At 58.1% G+C, this 19,055-nt stretch carries 16 protein-coding genes and 1 tRNA gene; 7 read left to right on the top strand and 10 right to left on the bottom strand.

Features of this window, described 5'->3' with window-relative positions; all coding sequences use genetic code 11:
- Positions 1-75 precede the first annotated feature (75 nt).
- On the top strand, positions 76-1,575 hold the full coding sequence (locus NLU14_RS19715) for a RimK family protein (protein WP_275709793.1): 1,500 nt from the start codon (positions 76-78) through the stop codon (positions 1,573-1,575).
- Here the strand turns inward: NLU14_RS19715 and NLU14_RS19710 are convergent.
- Positions 1,572-2,750 carry a cation diffusion facilitator family transporter gene (locus NLU14_RS19710; RefSeq protein ID WP_275709791.1) on the bottom strand — a complete coding sequence of 393 codons (1,179 nt, stop codon included), beginning with the start codon at positions 2,748-2,750 and terminating at the stop codon, positions 1,572-1,574. The two genes, NLU14_RS19715 and NLU14_RS19710, sit on opposite strands and share 4 nt — an antisense overlap.
- Before the next feature lie 407 nt (positions 2,751-3,157).
- On the opposite strand from NLU14_RS19710, the gene NLU14_RS19705 reads away from it, so the two are divergent.
- Positions 3,158-4,177: a quinone-dependent dihydroorotate dehydrogenase gene (locus tag NLU14_RS19705; protein ID WP_275709789.1), complete on the top strand. Its 1,020-nt coding sequence runs from the start codon at positions 3,158-3,160 to the stop codon at positions 4,175-4,177.
- Positions 4,178-4,366: 189 nt separating this feature from the next.
- On the opposite strand, the gene rmf is transcribed toward NLU14_RS19705, so the two are convergent.
- Positions 4,367-4,576, bottom strand: coding sequence for a ribosome modulation factor (gene rmf, locus NLU14_RS19700; protein ID WP_027831734.1), 210 nt, complete (start codon positions 4,574-4,576; stop codon positions 4,367-4,369).
- Between the two features lie 322 nt (positions 4,577-4,898).
- Here rmf and rlmKL point away from each other — a divergent pair, with 322 nt between their 5' ends.
- Positions 4,899-7,082, top strand: coding sequence for a bifunctional 23S rRNA (guanine(2069)-N(7))-methyltransferase RlmK/23S rRNA (guanine(2445)-N(2))-methyltransferase RlmL (rlmKL, locus tag NLU14_RS19695; protein ID WP_420845081.1), 2,184 nt, complete (start codon positions 4,899-4,901; stop codon positions 7,080-7,082).
- Positions 7,083-7,103: 21 nt separating this feature from the next.
- Here rlmKL and NLU14_RS19690 read toward each other — a convergent pair whose 3' ends face one another.
- Together NLU14_RS19690 and NLU14_RS19685 are read right to left on the bottom strand one after the other, a co-directional pair.
- On the bottom strand, positions 7,104-7,730 hold the full coding sequence (locus tag NLU14_RS19690; protein WP_275709785.1) for an outer membrane beta-barrel protein: 627 nt from the start codon (positions 7,728-7,730) through the stop codon (positions 7,104-7,106).
- 108 nt (positions 7,731-7,838) lie between these two features.
- On the bottom strand, positions 7,839-8,324 hold the full coding sequence (locus NLU14_RS19685; protein ID WP_275709783.1) for a hypothetical protein: 486 nt from the start codon (positions 8,322-8,324) through the stop codon (positions 7,839-7,841).
- 112 nt (positions 8,325-8,436) lie between these two features.
- Here NLU14_RS19685 and NLU14_RS19680 point away from each other — a divergent pair, with 112 nt between their 5' ends.
- Positions 8,437-9,729, top strand: a complete 1,293-nt coding sequence (locus NLU14_RS19680) for a M18 family aminopeptidase (protein ID WP_275709847.1) — start codon at positions 8,437-8,439, stop codon at positions 9,727-9,729.
- Position 9,730: 1 nt separating this feature from the next.
- Here the strand turns inward: NLU14_RS19680 and NLU14_RS19675 are convergent.
- Positions 9,731-9,806 (bottom strand) — tRNA-Asn (locus tag NLU14_RS19675).
- A 73-nt stretch (positions 9,807-9,879) separates the two neighbouring features.
- On the opposite strand from NLU14_RS19675, the gene NLU14_RS19670 reads away from it, so the two are divergent.
- Positions 9,880-10,845, top strand: a complete 966-nt coding sequence (locus NLU14_RS19670) for a YheT family hydrolase (RefSeq protein ID WP_275709781.1) — start codon at positions 9,880-9,882, stop codon at positions 10,843-10,845.
- Between the two features lie 8 nt (positions 10,846-10,853).
- On the opposite strand, the gene NLU14_RS19665 is transcribed toward NLU14_RS19670, so the two are convergent.
- The gene (locus NLU14_RS19665; protein ID WP_275709779.1) at positions 10,854-11,486 is read right to left on the bottom strand and encodes an arylesterase; all 633 of its coding nucleotides are present in this window, start codon (positions 11,484-11,486) and stop codon (positions 10,854-10,856) included.
- A 94-nt stretch (positions 11,487-11,580) separates the two neighbouring features.
- Between NLU14_RS19665 and NLU14_RS19660 the strand changes: the two genes are divergently transcribed.
- Positions 11,581-12,273 carry an ABC transporter ATP-binding protein gene (locus NLU14_RS19660; protein ID WP_275709845.1) on the top strand — a complete coding sequence of 231 codons (693 nt, stop codon included), beginning with the start codon at positions 11,581-11,583 and terminating at the stop codon, positions 12,271-12,273.
- The gene (locus NLU14_RS19655; RefSeq protein WP_275709777.1) at positions 12,273-14,759 is read left to right on the top strand and encodes an ABC transporter permease; all 2,487 of its coding nucleotides are present in this window, start codon (positions 12,273-12,275) and stop codon (positions 14,757-14,759) included. Before NLU14_RS19660 ends, NLU14_RS19655 begins: the two co-directional genes overlap by 1 nt.
- Positions 14,760-14,778: 19 nt before the next feature.
- Here the strand turns inward: NLU14_RS19655 and NLU14_RS19650 are convergent, their stop codons facing one another.
- The 4 genes from NLU14_RS19650 to NLU14_RS19635 form a co-directional block, all read right to left on the bottom strand.
- Positions 14,779-15,594, bottom strand: a complete 816-nt coding sequence (locus tag NLU14_RS19650; RefSeq protein ID WP_275709775.1) for a substrate-binding periplasmic protein — start codon at positions 15,592-15,594, stop codon at positions 14,779-14,781.
- A 170-nt stretch (positions 15,595-15,764) separates the two neighbouring features.
- Entirely contained in the window at positions 15,765-16,952 is a 1,188-nt protein-coding gene (locus NLU14_RS19645; RefSeq protein WP_275709773.1) for an iron-containing alcohol dehydrogenase, read from the bottom strand.
- On the bottom strand, positions 16,952-17,497 hold the full coding sequence (locus tag NLU14_RS19640; RefSeq protein WP_275709771.1) for a hypothetical protein: 546 nt from the start codon (positions 17,495-17,497) through the stop codon (positions 16,952-16,954). Before NLU14_RS19640 ends, NLU14_RS19645 begins: the two co-directional genes overlap by 1 nt.
- A gap of 75 nt (positions 17,498-17,572) precedes the next feature.
- On the bottom strand, positions 17,573-18,877 hold the full coding sequence (locus tag NLU14_RS19635) for a M48 family metalloprotease (protein ID WP_275709769.1): 1,305 nt from the start codon (positions 18,875-18,877) through the stop codon (positions 17,573-17,575).
- Positions 18,878-19,055 lie beyond the last annotated feature (178 nt).

Genomic DNA, 19,055 nt, shown 5'->3' with positions numbered 1-19,055 from the left:
TACAGGCTCGGCCGATGCGCGGTTGTCCTGTTTCTTTTTGCTATCCGGCACTGCCTTCATGGAGGAATGCCACTGATGTCACGTTTGTTGATTGTTGTTGACCGCGCCAAGGACTGGGCACCCTATTACCCCAGCGAAGATGTACTGACCTTTGACCAGTATTTGCAGTTTACGGCACCGGCGTCCAGCCGGGTGCGGGTGATCAACCTGTGCCAGAGTGCCCGCTACCTCAGCCGTGGCTACTATTGCTCTTTGCTGGCGGAGGCCCGTGGTCACCATGTTGTGCCATCAGTGATGACCCTGAACGATCTCAGCCGCAAGGGACTGTTCTCGCTGCAGCTGGATGAACTGGATGCCAGTGTTATCAACTGGCTGGAGGCGTCCGGTTCGGAAATTGATCCATCAGATGACGAAAAGAACGCCACCCATGAAGTGCGCATTCGCACCTATTTTGGCCAGGCCGAACACGCCGACCTGAAGCCGGTCGCTCGTGCCTTGTTTGACCGCTTCCCGTGTCCGGTTCTGGACGTGGTTTTTCGCCGTGGAAAAACCTGGCAGATTGCTTCCATGAAGCCGGGCTGCCCGGCTGACCTGAAGGGCAAAGAGCAGGACGACTTTGCGGCGGCCTTTGACCGTTTCAGCAGCATGGTGTGGCGCAAGCCCCGCACCCGGCGCCGCTATCGCTTTGACTTGGCGATGCTGGTCAACGACGACGAGGAAATGCCCCCCAGCGACAAGGAAGCCCTGGAAAAATTCGAGAAGGCTGGCAGGAAACTGGGCATCAATGTGGAGAAGATTGGCCGCCGCGACTACATGCGGCTGCCGGAATACGACGGCCTGTTTATTCGTGAGACCACGGCCATCGACCATCACACCTACCGTTTTGCCCGCAAGGCCGAGGCAGAGGGCATGGTGGTGATTGACGATCCGGTGTCGATCCTGCGTTGCACCAACAAGGTCTACCTGGCGGATCTGCTGAAGAACAACAAGATCCCCACGCCCAAAACGCTGATCCTGTCCAAGGACCAGAAGGACAGTGCGGAACAGGTGATTCGTGAACTGGGCTTTCCCGCGGTTATCAAGATTCCGGATGGTGCCTTCTCAAGGGGCGTTACCAAGGCGGAGGATGAAAAATCCCTGCGCGCTGGTCTGAAGGAACTGTTCAAACAGTCTGCCCTGGTGCTGGCGCAGGAATACCTCTATACCGATTACGACTGGCGGATTGGCGTGCTGGGCGGCCGTGCCATCTATGCCTGTAAGTATTTCATGGTGCAGGGCCACTGGCAGATCTATCAGCACGGTGGTGCGGAAGTGGACAGCGGTGGTTTCGACACCATGCCCACCTACGAGGTGCCCAGGAACGTGATCCAGGCGGCGCTGAATGCCACCCGGCTGATCGGCAATGGCCTCTACGGGGTGGATATCAAGCAGTCCGGCAACCGGGTGGCGGTAATTGAGGTGAACGACAACCCCAGCATCGATGGGGGAGTGGAAGACCGTTTTCTGGGAGGCGAGCTGTACACCCTGATCATGCAGGAATTCCTCTCCCGCATGGAAGAAAAGCGGCGCCGTTAGGACTCCGCCTGACGCTCCGGGTGGGCGTGCCATATCCGCAGGCTGCCAAACCAGGGGTAATTGCCCATCTCCTGGCTGATCCGGTGGGCATCCGGAAGCGCCTCGGACCTGGGAATCTCCATGAACAGTTCCATATGGACCTTGTTGCGGAGATAGTGCAACCGTAGGCGGCTGTTGGGTGGCAGGTTGCCAACGTGCTTTTGCAGCGCCTCACGAATTTCCGCCCGTGCGGGCAATTGCTCGGAGGTCTGGATGTGCTCCTCATCATTCTCCGCATCGATGTGGAAATTGATGTCGAGAATGTTGTCCAAAGCCTCCCGCATGGCCGTTACCACCTGCATGCCGATTTGATGCCCCTCGGAGACGCTGATCTCCGGTGATACGACAAGATGGACATCCAGCAGTATGTCGTGGCCCATTCTGCGGCTACGGAGTTCGTGCACGTTGCGCACGCCGTCTGTGTTCCTTGCGATTTCCTTCAGAGTTTCAGTGTCCCCGGGCGACAGGCCGGTATCGACCAACTCCTTCACGCTGTCCCAGGTAAACCTCCAGCCAATGTGGATAATAATGACGGAGATCACCACCGCCGCGAGGATGTCCAGCCAGATATAGCCGAGCATGGCGCCCATGGTTGAAAACAGCACCACCACGGAGGAGAAGGCATCAGTGCGGCTGTGCCAGGCATTGGCGATAATCAGATCGGAGCGGATGGCTATCCCCACCCTACGGGTGTACCGGTAGATCCACTCCTTGCTGGCGACGGAGATGGCCGCTGCTACCAGGACGGGCCACTCGGGGATATTCACAGCACCGCCCTCCAGCAGCCGCAGGGTGTTGTCCCAGGCCAGGGCGGCGCCCACGGCAATGAGGATGCTGCCCAGTACCATGGTGCCCATGGTCTCTATGCGCTGATGGCCGTAAGGGTGGTCGTCGTCTGGTGCCTGGCGGGAAAAACGCATGACGCCCAATACCACAAAGTCTGACGCAACATCGCTGAACGAGTGAATACCGTCCACCACCAATGCCTGGGAATGGAACAGCACCCCTGCGATCACTTTGATAATGCCAAGGACCCCATCCAGGGCCATACCTATTATTGTCACCCGTGAGGCCGCCTCCCTTTCTTCAGGAAGGTCGTCATGGCTTTTGGGGGCTAGGGTCTGCCGGTCAGTCATTGGGTGCTCTCCTGCTGCTCACAAAGCCAGTATAACGATATTCCCGGCGCAGTTTACGAAGGGATTTAAAACAGTGCCGCTGTATTATTTATGCACATTGGCCGAAGTGGCGTCGCAAGTAACATCCTGTATATCTTGAGTCTTCCATGCCAAAAAATGAACTTTAACTTATTGATATTTATGGATAAATAAACTGTTCAAAAAATGATCAATTTGTAGGCTGTCGCGGATATCAAGGGTTCGGCCGCGTTGCCCCGCGATTTTCAACAGGGTTATCCACAGATTCCGTGGAAAAGGTCACAAGAGCTTAACGCTACAGACATTTAGCCGTCATATTTAAGGTGTAGGGCGATGCTGTGGAAAAGTTCCGGTATACTCCGCGTCATTCTCGATCAGGGAGATTTTGTATGTATGGCATTGTGCGCGAGATGCTGTTCCGGCTGCCACCGGAGACCGCCCATAACCTGACATTGTCCGGCCTCGATATGGCCGGAAAGCTCGGATTGCTTCAGGCTCTGGTCACCGTGCCGGACCCGCTTCCGGTGCGGGTGATGGGCCTGGATTTTCCCAACCCGGTGGGTCTGGCCGCCGGCCTGGACAAGAACGCCGATCACTTGGACGCCCTGGGTGCGCTGGGCTTCGGTTTTATCGAAGTCGGCACGGTTACGCCACTGGCCCAGCCGGGCAACCCAAAGCCACGCATGTTCCGGCTCCCTGAGCATCAGGCCATTATCAACCGGATGGGCTTTAACAACCGTGGCCTCGACCACTTGTTGGGCCGTGTGGACAAACGCCGTTATTCCGGGGTTCTGGGTATCAACGTAGGCAAGAACAAGGCAACGCCTAATGAGGAGTCCGAGTCCGACTACCGCAAGGGCATTGCCGCGGTGTACTCCCGCGCAGACTACATCACCGTGAACGTATCATCCCCCAACACACCGGGGTTGCGGGATCTCCAGTTTGGCGACTCGTTAAAAGGCCTGATGCACGCCATCAAGGACGAACAAGCCCGGTGTGAAAAAGAACACGGTCGTTACGTGCCCCTGGCGGTAAAGATCGCCCCGGATATGGACGATGACGGTATCCGGTTTGTGGCTGCGGCTTTGAAAGAGGCAGGGCTGGACGGGGTGATTGCAACGAATACAACCATCAGCCGTGACGCCGTTGCCGGGCATCGGTATGCGGAAGAAGCAGGTGGCCTGAGCGGCGCGCCGGTGAGAGCACCTTCAACACGAGTCATTCAGGCTTTGCATGCGGAGCTGGGAGAGTCGTTGCCCATAATCGGGGTGGGCGGCATTGCCGACGGTGACAGCGCTGCTGAAAAGATCCGGGCAGGAGCAAAGCTGGTGCAGGTATACACAGGCTTTATCTATCGCGGGCCGGCATTGATCAGAGAATCGGTAGAGGCTATTCGTCGGCTGGGATAAGCGTTATTGAGAATGCCGGGAGCAGAAATAAAGTGGGCCCGCTTAGCGGGCCCGTGCGGGGAACGTACCCCGTGGCGCTTCATCGCATGGTACGGGTCGGGAGGACCCGTTTGGGTTGCTCTGAGTACTGCGTCAAATTGTGTGTTGTAGAAAGATCAGATTAAAGATTCGGGGTTTGGGCAAACAGCGTCATGCCGTCACGTTTGCCAGTTTGTGGATGCCGGATACGCCGGTCATGCCCTCCCATTGATCTGTTCGGCCTTCTCGCCACCCGTTGAGCCATTCCTGGCGAACTTCCGGCTGTTCCAACGGGCAACTGTCTTTTGCTTTACCGGACACACCGGCCAGATAACCCCGTTTGAATGCACGAGCGTACATATCTCTTTTCTGTCTTTTCATGCCGTTCCTCACTGATGGATTAACAGAACAAGCGTGTACACATCTGCAGTGGCCGGGACTTGGGGCAACCCTTCCGGGGTAACCCACTATTGTCAGGTATGGCCAGAGCAGTCAGGATCCTGTTAACAGAGAGCCTTTTTTCGGCTCCCCGGAACGACGCGTCACCTACAAGGTAAGACTAAGCCAGCGCCCTTGTACACTATTTATTTCATCTATATGAAGCTTCTCTTATAGTTGTGTGACATAACAAACCCGTGAAAATCGGGGAAAATGCGCTAATCCCACGACGTTAGCCAAAGTAGAAATGACTCAGGAGTCGAACGTGCCAGACCTTAACTTTTTCGTAACCTGCCCGAAGGGCCTGGAATATTTGCTGGAGGACGAATTGCGTACCTTTGGCATGGATCCGGTCCGTAATGCGCCGGCAGGTGTCTGGGCCAACGGCACCCTTGAAAGTGGCTATCGCGCCTGCCTGTGGTCGAGGCTGGCGAACCGCGTCATCCTTCACCTGGCGGATGTGGACGCCACCTCCGGCGACCAGATGCTCGGCGGTGTAACCGACCTGGAGTGGCAGCAGCATATCCCCATGAATGGCAGTTTCCGCGTCAATTTCGTGGGCCAGAATGAGGCCATCCGCAACACCCAATACGGCGCCCAGCGCGTGAAAGACGGCATTGTTGACCGCCTGCGCAGTGCCAGTGGCCAGCGGCCCTCTGTCGATGCGAAAAACCCCGATGTGACCGTGTCTGCCCGTCTGAACAGGGGGGCGTTGTCGGTCGGTATTGATCTGAGCGGCGACAGCCTGCATAAACGGGGTTATCGAACGGAAAAAGGTGCCGCGCCACTGAAGGAAAACCTGGCAGCGGCGTTGCTGACACGGTGCGGCTGGCCGGAGATTGCGAAAGCAGGAGGCGATTTCATTGACCCCATGTGTGGCTCCGGCACCCTGGCCATCGAAGCCGCAATGATGGCCCTTGACCTGGCCCCGGGTCGTAAGCGTGAGCGTTTCGGTTTCGAGCGCTGGCTGGGGCATCAACCGGATCTGTGGCTGGCTCTGCGCCAGGAGGCCGAGAAACGCGCCTACGAGGGCAAGCAGGGTATTGACGGCCGTGTGCCTTTGTTCCTTGGCTTTGACCAGGACCGGGGCGTGATACAGACCGCCAGGAATAACGTGCAGCGCGCGGGGCTCGAGAGCATCGTGACGGTTGAGCAGCGGGCGATTGATGCGTTCGCCCGGGAAGGCGGTTTGGCTGAAACCGGCCTGGTGCTAGTCAACCCCCCCTATGGTGAGCGCCTGAGCGAACGAAAGGAGCTCGGTAGTCTCTACCGCAGCCTGGGCGAAGCCGTGAAAGCCCAGTTGCCAGGCTGGCGACTGGGCGTGTTCACCGGTGCGCCGGAGTACGGTAAATCCATCGGCCTGCGCAGCTACAAACAGTATCGTCTTTACAACGGCAAGTTGCCGGCACAGCTGCTGCTGTTCAACGTGGACGATGTCAGTGCCATGACGCCACGAGAGCCGGATGTGCCCGGCGAGGTGACGCCCCGCATTGCCAACGAAGAGCGCGCGTCCATGCTGCGCAACCGCCTGAAAAAGAACCTCAAGACCATCGGGCAGTGGGCCCGCAAACAGGGCATTGGTTGCTATCGGCTTTACGATGCGGATATGCCGGAATTTGCGTTGGCCATCGATGTTTACGAGGGCCGGGTTCACGTTCAGGAGTACGCCGCCCCCAAGACGGTGGATGAGCGTTCCGCGCGGGAGCGGCTGGCGGAGGCGCTGGCGGTGATTCCCGAAGCCATTGGTGTTGACCGGGAGGCGATGGTCTGCAAGCAGCGCCAGCGTCAGGCAGGCACCAGCCAGTATGAGAAACAGGCAGCCAGTGGTGAGTTTTTCAATGTGCACGAACACGGTTGTGTGCTGAAGGTGAACCTCAAGGATTACCTGGATACCGGTTTGTTCCTGGACCACAGGCCGGTACGGCACTGGATTCAGCGCAACGCGGCGGGCAAGCGGTTCCTGAACCTGTTCTGTTACACCGGTGCAGCCACGGTTCATGCTGCAGTCGGTGGTGCGACCCGTTCACTGAGCCTGGATATGTCGAAAACCTACGTGAACTGGGCCCAGGAAAATCTGGCGCTCAACGGCGCGGATGCGTCCCATCACCGGGTGGAGCAGGCGGATTGTCTGGCGTGGCTGGCGGCCAGGCCATCCAGCGACCAGCGGTTTGACCTGATTTTCATGGACCCGCCCACCTTCTCGAATTCAGCCCGGATGGCCGGGGTGCTGGATATCCAGAAGGACCACGGCAAGATGGTACGCCAGGCCATGCAACGGTTGACGTCTGAAGGACTGCTGGTTTTCTCGAATAATTTCAGGCGCTTCAAGCTGGATGAAAGCCTGGAGGAAGAGTTCGCGGTTGAAGAGGTAACCCGCGATACCCTGGACCGGGATTTTCAGCGGAACGCGCGGATTCACCGGTGCTGGCACATTCGCCACAACCTCTGACAGCCGGTGCCCGGGCTTGTTTCAGAACTCGTATTTGAAGCCAGTTGAGAACTGGAAGGTATTGGCGCCGGTTTCGGTGTCCTCAAAAAGCCGGCCGCCTTCCAGCACAATGAATCCGTTGTTGATGACTTCGAAATCCAGGCCAAGCAACCAACTGACGCCGAACGAACTGTCGGGGTATTCGTTGGCAAGCGAAGCGTAAGGGGAGCCGTCATCGGGGTCGGCTTCACGGGCCTTACCGACCGAGGTGAGCGTGGCAATTCCGTGAACGTGGGAAAACCCGAACTGCCCGTAGGCATTGGCGTAGTTTGTAATCGGATAGTGGCCGCCAATGTACCAACTGGCGAAGTATTCGATGTCCAGCTCCAGTTCGTTGTCGATCTCGGCGGTTGTGGTGCCGGCGCCTGCGCGGATTTCGACGTGGAAGTACTCGGAGATATGCGTGCCGAGCACCATGGAGCCGGTGGTGGACCAGGCCGTTTCAAGGGTGTTCTGGCCCACCGAGCGGTGGTTGAGACCGGTGGCCAGCAGCCCGACGTAGGTCTTGCCCTCGCGCGGTTGTTTATCCTGGGCGCTGGCGGTTGTGGTAGTCAGCAGGGCAGCCGTAATCAGGGCGGCCTTGGATAGGTGTCGCAACAGCGTTTTCATTGTTATAGGGCTTCCTGGCATTGTCGGATTCCGACAGATTCTGCCTTCTGTAACTGTTTGTTACGTCGACACAAGTCACAGTTCGCCCTGCTCGCAGAGTTGTCGTATTCAGGTTTGGTCGAAGAGGCCTTCTTCCCGGGCAATCAACAGTAAAGCGTAAACGCCGTTTTCCGGGAGTTGGGGTTCCAGGCCTTCGTCTGACAGCAACTGGCGGCGGCGGTCGTCCAGGTCTTCCCGTGGCATGGTGGTGATGAGCTCCTCAATGCCGGCGATTTCAAAAGGCGCATCCATGCTGACGGCGGTGAAGATAAGGTCTACCAGGATTTCGTCCGGGTCCATGCCGTCGACGTAAACGGTCTGGTCGGGCAGGTCCTGGTGGAGTTCCTGGGCCAGTTCGATCAGCGGCACGCCCTGTTCTTCCAGGTAAAGCAGGTCGATGTCGCCCAGGTCGGCGTCTTCCGGTATCCATTCGTCGGCCGGGGCAATAACGACGGTTTTCATCTGCCCGTCTTCCAGTGACCAGGCCATGGCCACGGGAAACAGAACGTCGTCGGTCTGGCAGTATTCGATATCGAGAAAACGTGGTGCGGGCAAGGTACACTCTCCGGGTAGCCGGGCTGCACTCTGGCAGCCGTTTTGTACGGATATGACGTCGGGCGCCATCATGCCATACTGGCGCCGCAATTATCAGTTTATCAGGGACACCATGGAACACGCTGAATTTAACAACCATCTGCTCGAATTTCTGAACGCTTCAACCACACCCTGGCATGCCGTCGCCAGCATAAAGCGCCGTCTGGACGAGGCCGGCTTCAAGGCCCTGGACGAAAAAGAGGACTGGAACCTGGACGCGGGCCAGGGCTACTACGCCATCCGCAATGGCTCATCGATTGTGGCGTTTCGCACTGGCCGCCGCGACGTTGCCGAAGCAGGCATCCGCATGGTGGGCGCACACACCGACAGCCCCTGCCTGAAGGTGAAGCCGAACCCGGAATTGCGCCGCAAGGGGTTTTTCCAGTTGGGCGTGGAAGTGTATGGCGGCGTGTTGCTGAATCCCTGGTTCGACCGCGACCTGTCCCTGGCTGGCCGGGTAACCTACGTGGATGATTCCGGCCGCGTGAAAGACACGCTGGTGGACTTCCGCAAGGCGGTGGCTTACATCCCCAGTCTGGCGATTCACCTGGACCGCGAAGCCAACAGTAACCGCACCGTGAATCCGCAAACGGACCTGCCGCCGGTGCTGATGCAGGTGCCGGAAGACGACAAAACCCGTTTTGCCGATCTTCTCACCGAGCAGATTACCGAAGAGCAGCCAGGCATCCATGTGCGCAAGATCCTGGGCTATGAACTGGGCTTCTACGATGCCCAGCCGGCGTCAATTGTGGGGCTGCGCGGGGACTTTATCGCCTCGGCAAGGCTGGATAACCTGTTAAGCTGCTACATCGGGCTGCAGGCCCTGATTGAATCCTCGGGGGATGAGCCGGCATTGCTGGTGTGTAACGACCACGAGGAAGTCGGCAGTATGTCGGCGGAAGGCGCCCAGGGGCCGTTCCTGTCGGCGGTCCTGGACCGCTGGTGCGGTAAGGGCAGGGCACGTGCCCTCGCCCGTTCCATGATGATCTCGGCAGACAATGCCCACGGCATACATCCCAACTACATGGACAGGCATGACGAAAATCATGGGCCGCTGCTGAACCAGGGACCTGTGATCAAAGTGAACCACAATCAGCGTTACGCCACCAATAGCCGTTCCGCTGCCTTGTATCGCCATATCAGTGATGAACTGGACCTGCCGTACCAGACCTTTGTGGTGCGCAGTGACATGGGATGCGGTAGTACGATTGGCCCGCTGACAGCCGGCAACCTGGGCGTGACAACGCTGGATATCGGCGTGCCGCAGTTTGGCATGCATTCGATTCGGGAAATGGCTGGAACCAGGGATGGTGTAACACTGTTCAGGGTGCTGCGGGAATTCATGCAGCGGGGGGAATTGCTGTAAGTGGCTCCCCGAGCTGGGCTCGAACCAGCGACAAACGGATTAACAGTCCGTTGCTCTACCAACTGAGCTATCGGGGAACAAAGTCGGAATGGCGCGCATATTAGGGGCTTTCCCCGTTGGCGTCAACCCCATGAATTGAAAGGTTAAAATTTGTACTACCACTTTCTGGATTACAAACCGCCGCTCTGGTTACGCAATGGCCATGTCCAGTCGGTATGGCCCACACTGTTTCGCAAAGTAGCGATCGCCGAGCCGGTGCGGGAAGTGTTGCCCACCGATGATGGTGACGAACTGCACCTGGACTGGTACCGCCAGGGCAGTGACCGGCTGGCGGTGTTGTCCCACGGTCTGGAAGGGCACAGCCGGCGTCCCTACATGCAGGGATTGGCACGGGCGCTGTTGCATGATGGTTGGGATGTGCTGGCGTGGAATTTCCGCTCCTGTGGTGGCGTGATGAACCACCAGCCGCGCTTCTATCACAGCGGTGCCACGGAGGATCTACACCGTGTGGTTCAGCACGGGCTTGCCAGGGGTTACAAGACGGCCTTCCTGTCCGGCTTCAGTATGGGCGGCAATCTCACCCTGCTTTACCTGGGCCAGCAGTCAGAGCAGGTCGACAGCCGCATCTGCGGTGCGGCTACCTTTTCCGTGCCCTGCGACCTGGCCGGCAGCGCCGATACCCTGGCCCTACCCAGTCGACGCATCTACATGCAGCGTTTCCTGCGGGACCTGCAGGTGAAGATGGAAGAGAAGTCGCAGCGGTTCCCGGAACTGATTGATGTCAGTGGTTTCGAGAATATTCGCAGTTTCCATGAATTCGACGACCGCTATACCGCGCCATTGCATGGTTTCCGGGATGCGCGGGATTACTGGGCAAGCTGCTCGGCGCTCTGGAAGCTCAAGGACATTCGTGTGCCATCGCTGATCGTCAACGCCGCCGACGATCCGTTCCTGTCCCGGCAGTGTTTTCCGGAATCCAGGGCGCAACTGGGAGCCCATGTTCGGCTGGAATCACCTCGGTGGGGCGGACACGTCGGTTTTGTTGAACATGCCCGGGATGGCTATTACTGGTCGGAGCGTCGGGCCGTGGCTCACGCCCGGGCGCTATTGGCTTAGGCTGGGGGCTATTTGCGCAGCATGGGTTCCAGCACGGGCCAGACGTTGTCCAATAGCTGGCCTTGTGCCTCGGCTGTCGGGTGGATGTCATCGTCCTGCATCATGCCTTCCTGGTCATAGATACCGTCCAGGAAGAAGGGTACCAGCTCGGTTTCATGTTTCTCAGCCAGTTCCGGGTAGATGTCCGCAAAGGCACGGGTATAGCGCTGGCCGTAATTGGGGGGAATCTGCATGCCCACAAGCAGCGCTTTGGCGCCGGCCTCGTTCACTTTTTCGATCATACTGGACAGGTTCTGACGGATTACATTGGGCGGAAAACCCCGCAAACCGTCGTTGCCGCCGAGCTCGATAATGACAACCTCGGGTTCGTTTTCGTCGAGCAGTTTGGGTAGCCGGCGCAAGCCACCGTCAGTTGTTTCGCCGCCGATACTGGCGTTTACCACTTGCCACTGGTTCAGGCCTTCCTCTTCCAGCCGGTCTTTCAGCAGGGTCACCCAGGCGTCCTCGGTTTGTACGCCGTGAGCAGAGCTTAGGCTGTCACCGACAATCATCAGGGTGTTCTGGCTGGCGTGTGCCTGAACCCCGACACAAATTAAAGCAAGGAAAACTATTGATCTCAGGCGTAAAAATACCGTATGCATAGATACTCGTTTCCAATAGAGCCGTTTCCAAAACAACCGTTGTGGAGAGCACGTGAGCGACCTAAGTGATCACAAACCAGATAGCCAGCGACCCATGCTGAAAGTGAGTAACCTCACCCACAGGGTCAGCCTGGAGACAGATACGTTGACGATCTTGCAGGGGGTTAGTCTGGAAATCAACCGTGGTGAGTCCGTGGCGATCGTCGGGCGCTCCGGCTCTGGCAAAACCACGCTGCTCGGGTTGCTGGCGGGGCTGGATACACCGTCAGATGGCACGGTAGAGCTTGATGGCGCGGTGATCAGCCAGCTCAGTGAAGATGAACGTGCAAAGCTTCGGTCACGCCGGGTTGGTTTCGTGTTCCAGTCATTCCAGTTATTGCCGGCGTTGACCGCGCTGGAGAACGTTATGCTGCCGCTGGAGCTGGGTGGTTTTGACTCACCGAAAGCCAAGGCGCGGGAACTTCTGGAACGGGTCGGTCTCGGGGAACGACTCTATCACACGCCCAGGCAGCTCTCGGGCGGGGAGCAGCAGCGGGTGGCCATTGCCCGCGCCTTTGCGTCGGAGCCCGCCATCCTGTTTGCCGACGAACCCACGGGCAATCTGGATAACCGCACTGGCGCGGATGTGTCTGATCTGTTGATGGCCCTGAACCGGGAGCAGGGCACGACGCTGGTCATGGTGACCCATGATGAGCGCCTTGCGGCCCGCTGTGGCCGTCACTTCAATATTGAGGCGGGCATTCTGACGGAACCCTCGGCGGCCGCACAGCCGGAAGCGGTGAACTGATGGCAGCGTCAAAAAAATTAATGTCGGTGAAACGTGACTGGCGGGAAAGGGATGTCCGTGTTGTTCTCTCCGCACTGATCATTGCCGTTGCCACGGTGGCCACCATTGCCCTGTTTGCCAGCCAGTTGCAGCGCACGCTGGTGTCTTCGGCCAGTTCCTTCCTGGCGGCGGATCGTCAGTTGGAGGCGGAGAACGGCCGGCCAATCCCGGAAAGCTGGATGCAGGAAGCCGAACAACGGGGCCTGGGAACCGCCCGTATGGTCGAGTTCTCCACCATGGTCTACGGTGCTGGCAACTTCCAGTTGGTTTCGGTCAAAGCGGTTAACGATCATTACCCACTGCGTGGAGAAGTCGAATACCAGCAGGGTACAGACGAGCCAAGGCAAACAGTCGCCCATGGGCCCGCGCCGGGAGAGGTATGGCTTAACCCCCGCCTGTTGCGATTACTGGAGCTCGGGATTGGCGATAGCCTTGAAGTCGGTAACCATGAGCTAACCATCTCTGGCCTGCTGGTCCGGGAACCGGACGGCGGCTTCCGCATGTCTTCCCTGGCACCCAGGGTAATGATGCACGTGGACGATGTGGCCGCCACCGACGTTATTCAGGAAGGCAGCCGGGTGGAATACGTATACCTGTTTGCCGGTGAAGAAGCCGCATTGAATGACTATTACCGTTGGCTGCAGCCACAACTGGAGCCCAGCCATGAATGGGAGGGGGTGCGTGATGGGGAGACTTTCTCCCGGTCCCTTGATCGGGCCGAGCGTTTCCTGCTGCTGGGTGGCAGCCTTGCAGTGATGTTGGCAGCGGTTGCCGTGGCGGTTGCCAGTCGCCAGTACGCGCTTTCACAACGGGATACCGTTGCGTTGCTGAAAACCCTCGGGGTCAGCAGCCAGGGCATTGGCAGGTTGTACCTTCGGCGCCTGGCCCTGTGGGGTATCGTTGGAGCCATCGGTGGGTTGGTGGTGGCCCTGCCTCTGTATTGGCTGTTGTCCAGCGTGTTGGGGGACGTGCTGGGGCGGCAGATTGATTACCAGTTTGATCCGAATGCACTGGCGCCAGCGCTGTTGACCGCGCTGGTCTCCCTGTTTGCGTTTGCCTACCCGCCCATCCGCCGCTTGCGGAACGTTCCGGCCATGCGGGTATTGCGGAGCCAGCCCGGTGAATCCGGCCGGGAAGCCATTCCGGATCTGGTGATTGCGGTGGTGGCGATATTCGGCCTGGTATGGCTTTATGCCCGGGAGGTTTCCCTGGTGCTATCGCTGCTCGGAGGACTGGCACTGCTGTTGGGTACGCTGGCCCTGCTGGGCTGGCTAATGGTGACCACACTGCGCAGGATCAGTGGCGGCGGCAATGCCTGGCGGCTGGCACTCGTCGGCCTCTACCGGCATCGGCGGGCAAGCTTGTCGCAGATTGCAGTCTTTGCCATGACGCTGATGCTGGCGGCCACACTGATCCTGGTCAGGACTTCATTACTGGACGACTGGCAGGCACAGTTACCGGAAGACACCCCCAATCACTTCCTGATCAATATCGCCCCCCAGGCAGTCGACGAAGTGGACGAATTCTGGGCGGAGCGCGGTCATCCCCTGGAACAGTTGTATCCCATGGTTCGAGGCCGGCTTACTGAGCTCAACGGGCAGCCGGTGAAAGAGGCAGTGACCAAGGAAGAACGGGTAGGCGCCCTCAACCGGGAACTGAATCTTACCTGGATGGAGGAGCTGCCCGATGATAACGGCATTGTGGCCGGAGAGTGGTTCTCTGAAGGCCAGACCGACGGTGTCTCCATTGAGTCGGAGCTGGCCGGAAAACTCGGCGTTGAGGTGGGTGATGAGCTTGGCTTCACGATTGGTTCGGAGAAGGTAACGGAAACCGTCACCAGCATTCGAACCGTCCAGTGGGACAGCATGAAGCCCAATTTCTATATGGCGTTCCCGCCAGGCGGTGGGCTGGAGAACATGCCGGCAACCTGGATAACAGCGTTTTACCTGCCTGCGGATATGAAAGGGCAGCTCAACGACTTTTCCCGCAGGTTCCCCACGGTTTCCGTGCTGGAGATCGACCATGTGATAGAGCGCATTCAGGAAATCGTCCAGCAGGTAACCCAAGCCATAGAGGCGATCCTGGCGTTGATCCTGGCGGCGGCTTTGGTGGTCATGGCCGCAGTGGTCAGCGCTACCATGCAGGACCGGCAACGGGAAGGCGCGCTGCTCAGAACCCTGGGTGGCCGGCAGTCACTGTTGGTGAGAAGTACCATGCTGGAGTTTGCCCTGTTGGGGTTCTTTGCTGGCGTACTCGGGGTGGCCGCTGCAGAGGGGGCCGTCTGGGCGTTGCAGTTCCGGATGTTTGAAGGGGAGTTCCGCTGGCACTGGCAGGCTATCCTACCGATTCCGCTGATCAGCGCCCTGGTGCTGGCGCTCTTCGGGCGCTGGCAACTCAAACCAGTGCTGAGTGTGTCGCCGATGCTGTTGCTGAGGCGCCTGGAGTAACGAGCCCGGGTTTCGGGAGTCAGCGGTAGCTGGAGAGAATCTCGTCCAGCTTTCCGTTCTCCCGGATTTTCCTGAGTTCCCGGTTGAAAGATTTGGCAAAAGGCGCCCAATCCTTTCTCAGCATTAGCCTGAAACCGTATTCACTCAGCTCCGTGGATGTGGCCCGGAATTCATTCTGGAGCCCCTCGTTCAATAGAATCCACTTGCCAACCAGGCGGTCCGCGATCGCTGCGTCCAGGTCGTCTCCATGCAGCACGTATCTGAACATGTCCCTGTCCCTGGATACATCGAATCGTTTGATGTCACCGGACTCGAAATACGGCTCAAGGGCCGGGTAGTGGTACCCCAGGTGGGTAACCAGCGTTCGTGAAAACAGGTCCTCGGGCACCTCGAATGCCAGGTCAGAGTCTTTTGGAATGAACAGCACTTCCTCGATGTCAACCACTGGGTCGGTAAAGACGAAATCCTCGGGGTTGTCCGTCCATTCACGGGCTCGTGTGGTGCCGTCAATGTAGCCATCGATAAGCATCTGGTCGACACGTTTGCGGGGTATCTTCTCGGGGACAACACGGTAGTTCAACCGATCCGCAATCAGGACGACCACGTCCCACATAATGCCTGCCTGTTCCTCACCCTTTGTGATCAGGTAGGGCGGGTAGCCATTCGGGGAGACGTTGAACCGGAAAATGCGCTCAGCATCCTGAGGGGAAGCATCTTCAGTGGCGAATGCGGTTGATCCGAAAAGAGAAGAAGACAGGAGCGCCAGTGACGCAAGTGCAAATGACATTTGCCAGCAGGATGAGGCGTTGCGCATAGATGCGAGGCTCTGTTTCAAGAAGGAAATCCAACCCGGCTACATCCCTGCCAGCGAAAACAGAATTGTCACGTTTTACGATGCCGATTTCAATGATCTGATTGGAATGTTTTGTAGCTTTGGGTATCAGCGCATAGCCCAAAACAGGCCTCACACACCCGGTCCCGGGCCGGGTGCAGAGGTTTCGACGCTCAGGCCCAAGCGCGTTTCAGAACTGCCTTGGCATCTTCCAGTGTGACCTCTTTCGGGTTGAACATCATGGCGCCATCATCCATGGCCAGTTCGGCGATAGTGTCGAGTTGATGTTCCTCAACACCGGCAGTCTCCTTGAGAGTGCGGGGCAGTTTGCAACGCTTGTGTAGCTCGTCACGAAGCTTGCGAAGGGCTGAAATGCTGGCTTCCGCGCGGCGGCTTGCCGGTGTGGCGGAATAGACTTCGGGCCCCTCCAGGTAGAGCAGAAGCTCGCCCAGCGGCGCGCGAATCGATTCCAGGTTGTACTCCAGCACATAAGGCAGATACAGGCTCATACACAGGCCGTGGGGCAGGTGGCAGATGGCGCCGGTGGCATGCCCCAGGGCGTGAACCAGGCCTACCATGGAGTTGGAAAAGGCAATGCCTGCCATGGTGGAGGCTTGCGCCAGTTCAAGCCGGCCATTACTGTCTTTCGGGTTATCCATCACTTGCAGCAAAGACGTGCTGATTTTTTTGATCGCCGCCGTTGCGTAGGCATCGCTGAGTGGATTCTTGGCCATGCAGGTGAAGGCTTCCGTGGCGTGGGTCATGGCGTCCATGGCGGTTGCAGCCGTGATGTGAGGCGGCAGTGTCAGGGTCATCCTCGGGTCTATTACCGCAGCGTTGGGTAGCAGGAAGGATGAAGTAAACGGCAGCTTCACGGATTTGGCAGTATCAGTAATCACCGCCACAGACGTCACTTCCGAGCCGGTACCGGCGGTGGTCGGTACCACCAGGAAAGGTTTCAGCGGGTGCTTGATAACACCGGCGCCGCTATAGGCCGCGATGTCGTCGCCACCTTCTGAAACCAGTATGTTCACCGCCTTGGCGGTATCAATGGCGGAGCCACCGCCAACGGCAATGATGGAATCGCACTTCTCGCTGCGGTAGATGCCGGCAATGTCCCTGACCACATCGGTGGATGAATCCGGCGGCACGTCGTCATAAATGCTGACGATCTCCAACCCGCTTTCCTCGCAGGCAGCGATTACTGGGTCAAGCAAACCGGCGGCGCGAACGCCCTTGTCCGTGACAATCATCGGGCGCTTGGCACCAAGCCCGGTCAGTTCGTAAGGAATATGTTCCAGGGCCGCTTTGCCGGCAATAACTTTTACCGGGCAGAAAAACTCATAGTATTGGTTGGTCATTATGCTCTCACCGTCTCGACAAAATTGGTTGCAACCTTGAGGTAAATTCTTGCCGCACTGAGAAGTTTCTCTGGCAGGTGCAGGTTCGAGGGGTATTCCTTCACCGCCCGTTTTGCCACCAGCTTGGGCAGGATGAAGGTCTCAAGCCGGTTGAGGACGCGGGTCATGCGGATGGCGTAGCTGATATCGCCATCCACCAGCATGCGGTCATTGGCGAAAGCCTCGGAGGTTTTCTCCTGGAACGAAAGCACCAGGAAGGCGTGGGCGATATGCTTGAACTGAATGGACAGGTCCACCGGGCGGGGTGCGGAGTCACCGTGATAATGGAAACGACCGTTGCCGGTGTGCTCAACGATAAGTCGGGGGCCGTTCGGCATTACCATCATCTCGAACAGGAAGCCGTCGGGCAGGGCATCCGCCTCATTCTGCACAGCGGAGTCAATCTCGCTGACAGCCTGAAGCGCACGCCCCATCACCTGGAACATCAGCTCCACATAAAGCCGCCTGGCCTGAAACACCATCGGCTGGATACGTTTCGCAAGCATGGCAATCGTCCGGTTGTTGTTTAAGTACATCGATTTTTAGAGTTATTGCTCTAAAAGTCAATGTGGACGATGACGTTATTCCTGCGTCAGTTGAGCCAGCTTCTGTTTTGCTTCCTGGGCAACCTCGCCTTCGGCTTCCGCCGCAGTGCTGTAGTACTGAATGGCGTCCTGCCGGCGACCCTGCTGAACAGCGACGTCTCCAAGCCGCAGATAGGCGATGGAGGTCGGAACCACCTGGTTGGCCTGGTTCAGGCGCTCCCGGGCCTTATCGTAGTTATTCAACGCCAGGGCATTCAGACCGCTGTGAAGCTGATAGGTGAACATCTCCGGGTAGAGTGACGTGGCCTTGTCGAAGTCCGCTTCGGCTTTCTTGAGATTATCCTTTGCCCTGTAGATACGACCACGCAGGGAGTAGAACGCGGCTTCCTCCGGTTCCACCCTGATGGCCTCGTTGACCTTGGCCAGGGCTTCGTCCAGTTTGTCATCGCTGGCCAGCTTCATGGCTTCATCGTAGGCATTGTAGGCGGGCTGGCGGCTGCGCAGGAACGACAGTTTCTCCTGATAGGTCTCGCGGCCGCGATAACCTCCGGCGCCAATCTTGTTGACCAGTTCCTGATTCTCACGAACACGCTTCTGCGAGGGTGGATGGGTGGCGAACATGCCTTCGACGAAGCTGGTTTCACGGCCCTCAGACAGGCGGACAAAGGTTTTCTGAAGCTCCACAGCCGCCTGGGGATCGTAACCGGCCTCCTTCATGTAGCGGATGCCATAGTGGTCAGACTCCAGCTCATCCCCCTGGCTGTACTGTGCCAGGGCAAGCTGGGCGCCCATGGCGGCACCACCCATGATCAGCCCGGCCCATTCGTTGTCCGACAGGGCGAAGCCCAGGCCGGCCACGCCGGCGCTGATCAGCATTCCCTGCTGCATACGCTGGACGCTGTGGCGGGCGGCGGCATGAACAATTTCATGGCCAAGAACAGACGCCAGTTGGGCCTCATCTTCCAGCTCCATCAACAGTCCGCGGTTAACGGCTATCTTGCCACCAGGCAGCGCCCAGGCATTGGGAACACTGCTGTTGAGCACCACGAATTCGTAGGGCAGATCCGGTCGGTCACTTACTTTCGCCAGCTTCTGGCCCACCTCGCTGACATAAAGGTTCAGTTCCGGGTCCAGGTAAAACTGGCCGCCCTGGGTCTGCTGGGTGGGCTTATATTGCTCGCTGCCAATGGAAAGCTCCTGGCTCTCAGGAATCAGGGACAGCTGCTTTTCTCCGGTGACCGGGTTAACAGAACACCCGGAGAGGATAACCGCCACTACAAGAGCGGTAAGGGTTCGAAAGCCAATGTGAATATTCACGATAAACTCCTTGTCTGATTCCATGGGCAAACCCTGGCGAATCTCCGCGTTTGCCTTTCTGGGCGCATTGGAATGTTTATACCATATCCTTGAGAGTGGCTGTGATACTACCCGTAAGGGCTTGTTGTGTGGAGGTTTTGCGGGGTTTGCGGTATGATTGAGGTCTTATTTTCCCGTTTTTTTACTGCATCCGGAACGACTT

It is taken from the genome of Marinobacter iranensis (assembly GCF_029207565.1).
Lineage (GTDB): Bacteria > Pseudomonadota > Gammaproteobacteria > Pseudomonadales > Oleiphilaceae > Marinobacter > Marinobacter iranensis.
This window is presented reverse-complemented; position numbering and strand designations above follow the sequence as displayed.

Coding starts and splice junctions, on each gene's coding strand:
- NLU14_RS19715 (WP_275709793.1), top strand. CDS start 76: ATGTCACGTTTGTTGATTGTTGTTGACCGCGCCAAGGACTGGGCACCC.
- NLU14_RS19710 (WP_275709791.1), bottom strand. CDS start 2,750: ATGACTGACCGGCAGACCCTAGCCCCCAAAAGCCATGACGACCTTCCT.
- NLU14_RS19705 (WP_275709789.1), top strand. CDS start 3,158: ATGTATGGCATTGTGCGCGAGATGCTGTTCCGGCTGCCACCGGAGACC.
- rmf (WP_027831734.1), bottom strand. CDS start 4,576: ATGAAAAGACAGAAAAGAGATATGTACGCTCGTGCATTCAAACGGGGT.
- NLU14_RS19690 (WP_275709785.1), bottom strand. CDS start 7,730: ATGAAAACGCTGTTGCGACACCTATCCAAGGCCGCCCTGATTACGGCT.
- NLU14_RS19680 (WP_275709847.1), top strand. CDS start 8,437: ATGGAACACGCTGAATTTAACAACCATCTGCTCGAATTTCTGAACGCT.
- NLU14_RS19665 (WP_275709779.1), bottom strand. CDS start 11,486: ATGCATACGGTATTTTTACGCCTGAGATCAATAGTTTTCCTTGCTTTA.
- NLU14_RS19660 (WP_275709845.1), top strand. CDS start 11,581: ATGCTGAAAGTGAGTAACCTCACCCACAGGGTCAGCCTGGAGACAGAT.
- NLU14_RS19655 (WP_275709777.1), top strand. CDS start 12,273: ATGGCAGCGTCAAAAAAATTAATGTCGGTGAAACGTGACTGGCGGGAA.
- NLU14_RS19645 (WP_275709773.1), bottom strand. CDS start 16,952: ATGACCAACCAATACTATGAGTTTTTCTGCCCGGTAAAAGTTATTGCC.
- NLU14_RS19640 (WP_275709771.1), bottom strand. CDS start 17,497: ATGCTTGCGAAACGTATCCAGCCGATGGTGTTTCAGGCCAGGCGGCTT.
- NLU14_RS19635 (WP_275709769.1), bottom strand. CDS start 18,877: ATGGAATCAGACAAGGAGTTTATCGTGAATATTCACATTGGCTTTCGA.